This is a genomic window from Paracraurococcus lichenis, from assembly GCF_030657435.1.
Classification (GTDB): Bacteria; Pseudomonadota; Alphaproteobacteria; order Acetobacterales; family Acetobacteraceae; genus Paracraurococcus; species Paracraurococcus lichenis.
In genome coordinates this window covers 1-4403 of the sequence record NZ_JAUTWS010000197.1, presented here as the reverse complement: position 1 = coordinate 4403, position 4403 = coordinate 1, and the positions used below count along the sequence as shown (strand labels likewise).

1 protein-coding gene is annotated in these 4403 nt (G+C 62.8%); it reads right to left on the bottom strand.

Translation table 11 applies throughout. The features are described 5' to 3' along the window. Positions 1-638 precede the first annotated feature (638 nt). Entirely contained in the window at positions 639-1628 is a 990-nt protein-coding gene (locus Q7A36_RS38560) for a replication initiator protein A (protein WP_305109093.1), read from the bottom strand. Positions 1629-4403: the final 2775 nt, after the last annotated feature.

Sequence of the window (4403 nt, the reverse complement as noted above, 5' to 3'; positions counted from 1 at the left end):
GCGGGACATCCCCCGATCCACATCGCGTGGTCCGTCAGATGCTGGAGGGGTTTTGCGACCTGCACCCCGCCTTTGGCAGTGCTGCAGCCCGAGAACGTCCTGGTCCACGCTGACATTTCCCCCGCTCGCCGACCGCCTTATCGCGATTCTCTTGGATGGTGGCGCCGACCATGAGCCGGCCCATGCAGATTAATTCATTCCAGGGCTCTTGGCAGGCGCGATCGCCGGCGATGTCTTCACCTCGCATAGCGTCGATGCGGTGCTCGCCTCCACTCGGGAGCCAGCCGGCCCGGCCGACGCGGTCCTCATCGTGAAGAACTACACCGGTGGCGACCGTTCTGTGCTGCTCCAATACCGCAGTTGCCACTGGGCAGAGCCTGGAGCGGACCGGGGCGATGGTCCATTCCGCCGCGGCCAACCTCGGCAGCATGGGCGTGGCGCTCGGTGCCTTTCGCAGGACGGCCTGGCTTTGAACTCGGCCTGGCGGAGATCGATCCGGACCTCGGCGTCCATGGCGAGCAAGGGCCCGCGTGGGTGGCGTTGGCGCCGGGGAACGAACTGGTGGAGCGTATGCTGGCCACGATCCTGTCTGACTGCCGCCTTCCTGCTGTAAGAAGCCGCGCTTGACGCCTGAAGCGTCAGACCGGATCCGGACCGGCGCCGCCGACGAGGACGTCCTCGACCATCACCAACTGCCCCGCTTCGTCCTCGGGCCGAGGCGGTTCAGTTGCCGGGCGTGGCACGTAGATGACGTGGACCTCCGAGCTTCGGGTCCGCCGCCGTCCGCCGCAGGGCGCGAACCCCGCTTCGGCGACAATCCTACCAGCCTCGCTCGTACGGTCGCCGACGAGATGAACGCTTACCTCTGGGATATCCTCGGACTGCAGGCACCGAATCAAGGTCTTCTTGAAATCGGTCAGTCGCTGGGTTCGCGACCCCACCAGTGTCCTGTACTCCTGCAACGGGATGGCGCGCGACTGCCGTGGGTTGCGGGGATCTTCCTTGTTGTAGGTGTGCCTTTTGCCAATCTCGTAAATGCGCCGCGCCAGCGGACTCAGTTCGAGGTAACGATGAGAGATCCGGTGGAAGCGCCGGTCGAAAACGACGGCGCGGTAAAGCCACTCGCAGAGCACGAGTTCGATTGCCTGCAGCTTCCCTTCGCCAGGTCCGTCTTTTTCCGTAACGAAATTGACTTCGCTGAGCAGACGGAAGAAGCCCTCGAAACGCTTCTTGCCCGCCGTCACATTGGTCTGGATCTCGGCCGTCGAGAGCCGCCGGAGTGAGGCGCGCAGGTCAGCATACTCGTTCGCGCTGATGGTCCGTCCCCTGGCCGAGGGGCGGATCGCCCTGATAAGGTCGGCCGCCCGGAGCGTCATGTTGGGCGAGGTGTGTTGCCCGTTGTCTAGTGCGCGCACGAGAATCGACACCAAAGCCAGGATCAGCGCCTTGTCGCCCATGGTCGGCAGGCCATGGTGCTGGTCAGGCACGACTCGGAAGGTCCGCCTGCCGTCCGTGAAATTGACGCTCTCAAGGCTAGGGCGCGTCTCAACCCCGAAGAGCGGGTAGCCCGAGAGCTCCGCCTCATTCCTGAACCGGTCCGGGGGCAGTTGAAGCTCGAGCGCCAGCATTCCCTGGCGGTCCGCTGCCCTCTTCGCCAGCCGCTTCGTTACAGAGACCGCAGGCATCCCGTGGCCTTCCCCGCTCCTCAATGCAGGAGTGCAGGCAGAAGGCGATTCCGGAAAGAGCGAAGAGGGGAGCCAGGGCACGTTCACAGCGGAAAAAGCGGGATCGGGGGCACGTCGTCGACCTCTCGACTGCCCAGTTCCTCAAAGTTCCATAGCAGCAACTGCTGTTTTCCGGGCGCTAAGGGGGAACAACCGCTTTACCAAGCGACGTGCCTCGGCTCCCTTTCTGGGAGACGAGGCGGCACGAGGCTACGTGCCCTGGCTCCCTTAGCAGATGCGTTTCCGGAGGATTCGACGTGTCTCAGGTCCCGATGACAAGCTTCGACGTAGGCACCCTCGGGAAAGCCGCCACGAGGACCGATCCGGTCCGTTGAAATGGGGTTGACGTGCCCTCGCTCCCCTTGAGACGCGGTCGACGTCGAGAACGTGCCCCGGATCCCCCGGAGCTCTTCGGCGAAGGGCGAAAGAACGTGCTCTCGCTCCCTTTCAAAGAGAGCAGAGGAAGATCGCGACGCCACTTCCAATGGCGCTTGTGCGACAGCATGACGGGCCCCCGCTCCCCTCTTTTGAGCGGGAAGCGCGCCGTCGAACGTGCCCCGACTCCCCTCTGAGGTGGGCCACCCTGGGCCATCCTTGGAGCTAGGCGCCCGATGTGTGCGGCTGAGGTACGAGCCCCGGGCGCGCCAGCAATACGGGATCTGCCTATCTGGCCGGCGCGAACCTCCGGGCGGATATCCACAGGCTCTCGCCCTAGAAGGGTTAATTCTAGAGTCTGAAGAAGTAAGAGGTGTGCAGGGAAATTATGCATGATTTCAAGCGCTTAAGCTCGTTTGGCGGGAGCGCAGGCACGTTGCATAGGGCGCCTGGGCACGTCACGAGGGGCGCGGCGACACGTCCAGACTGGGTGCCAGGGCACGTCCTCGCGGGAGTCGAAGCACGTCGGGACTGGGAGCGGCGGCACGTCCGGCCACGGGTCTTGTCGATAGTTCCCGGACTTCGTCGACCGCCGCCGAACTCCGCGCGCGGGTGGCATCGACCGGATTCCGACATGGGAGCCGGGGCACGTTCTGCCCCCTCCCCTTTGACCATCTCCGCACTGCGAGGCGCTCTCTGCGGACGGCAAAGGGAGCCGGGGCACGTTGCGCAGAGGCCGACCGCCGCGGAGATGCCCGCATTTTGGTAGGCAAGTGCCCGACATCCGGCCGAAGGCGGTCAGCACGCGACCGGGACCTCCACCTCGATGACGACCGCGCCCACCCCCGCGACGTCATGTCGCTGGCCTGACCATTCCGGGCCGCGGCGAACGGGGCCGACCACCGCGATTCCGGCAGCACCGCTGACGTAGAACTGCCGCCGGTGGATCGCGGGAAGTCCGGCACCGCATTGTTAGGAGGCGGGACGTCACAGAACACCGACGCGAACCCGTGCTGGTCGCCGACCCAACATCACAATATTTTTACGTGCGCCGAGTGGTGACTTTTCGTCAACATGCATTGAAAAACTTCGTGCGAAAGGCGAATAGCTCAATCCGCGAGGTTTGCTCTCTCGCTGGCGCATGGCGGGAAGGGATTAATATGGAGCAGCTTGAGAGGTAACTCCAGCTGCTCCTCACTTTGGTGTCGACGCCGAGACGGGCTACTGAATAGTTTCGCTGTGGGCCGAAGTGCATCGCGCAGAATCAAGCCTGTCCCTGCCGGGTCATGCACACAGACGTTGGCGGCTCCACCTTACCATTTTCTATGAACGGTGCGCACGCGTGCCCAGAGCCGGTTGCAGCTTGATGTGGCAGGGCGGCCTTCGCACGAGACGCACCTCGGTTGTGTTCGTGCACACAGGCTCTGGTAGAGCTTGCGGAATGCTCCGCAGGGGGGCGGGGCGTGCCACAAAGAGGAAGCATCGTGCGATCACACGAGGGACGGGCGGAACGCGCTTGGCGTTTGCTGCCATAAATTCGGTGGAATGTTGGCGCAGCCATCTAATGTTTCTGTTAGTGGAACCCAGTACCGGGGCAACTGGCGGCTACGGTTGTGCGCGCGCACAGCCAGGAATGCCCGTATCGGCAGGGATATGCTCATTTCTTTGAGCAACTTGGTACTGTGCTGTCAGCCTTGACCGTCAAGCGGAAGCGGTTCGCGCACACACTGACGGCTGAAGAGACGGCTTGACCTGACGATCAGACATCAGGGCGAACTACCCGATCCTTGATGCTTATGCCTTCAATAGGCTTTAGCCAATACACCTTCCTGCCCCGGGCAGGAGGGGTCTCGTTCGGTGAGCGCGCACCCGTCAGTCCAAATGAAATGCTGCTGGTGCGGTGAGTGCAGCGGCGGAACACACAAAGGTTTAAAAATAATTGGACGACGCTGGGAGTGCATACGCAACCGGCGCTGGCTTTGACGACTGGATCGGCCTTCGACCGTTTGAGCATTGCCAAGGCAAGCACCGGCCCGCGGCCAAAGGATCTAAGTGTGCATGCACACAGAGCAGACGCCGAGGTTGTTCGGGGAAAGAGGTCTGATCGTGCGAGTTCGAAGAACAAGAGCGTGTGCCAGGTGTTGGGAGCAGATGTGTGCATGCCCAACGGAACACCAGCGTGAATGACGGGCTGGCTTGATCTAACCGATGGGAACTTATACCGACGCGGCTTGGTGTTGCCACATCGCTTAGGCAGCAAGGGCATGCATCCTGGCGGCATCTGTCAGCCGCAGCATGTGCCAA

What these genes read in the sequence shown, in the direction of transcription:
- Q7A36_RS38560 (WP_305109093.1), bottom strand. Translation starts at nt 1,628, where the DNA reads ATGCTGGCGCTCGAGCTTCAACTGCCCCCGGACCGGTTCAGGAATGAG.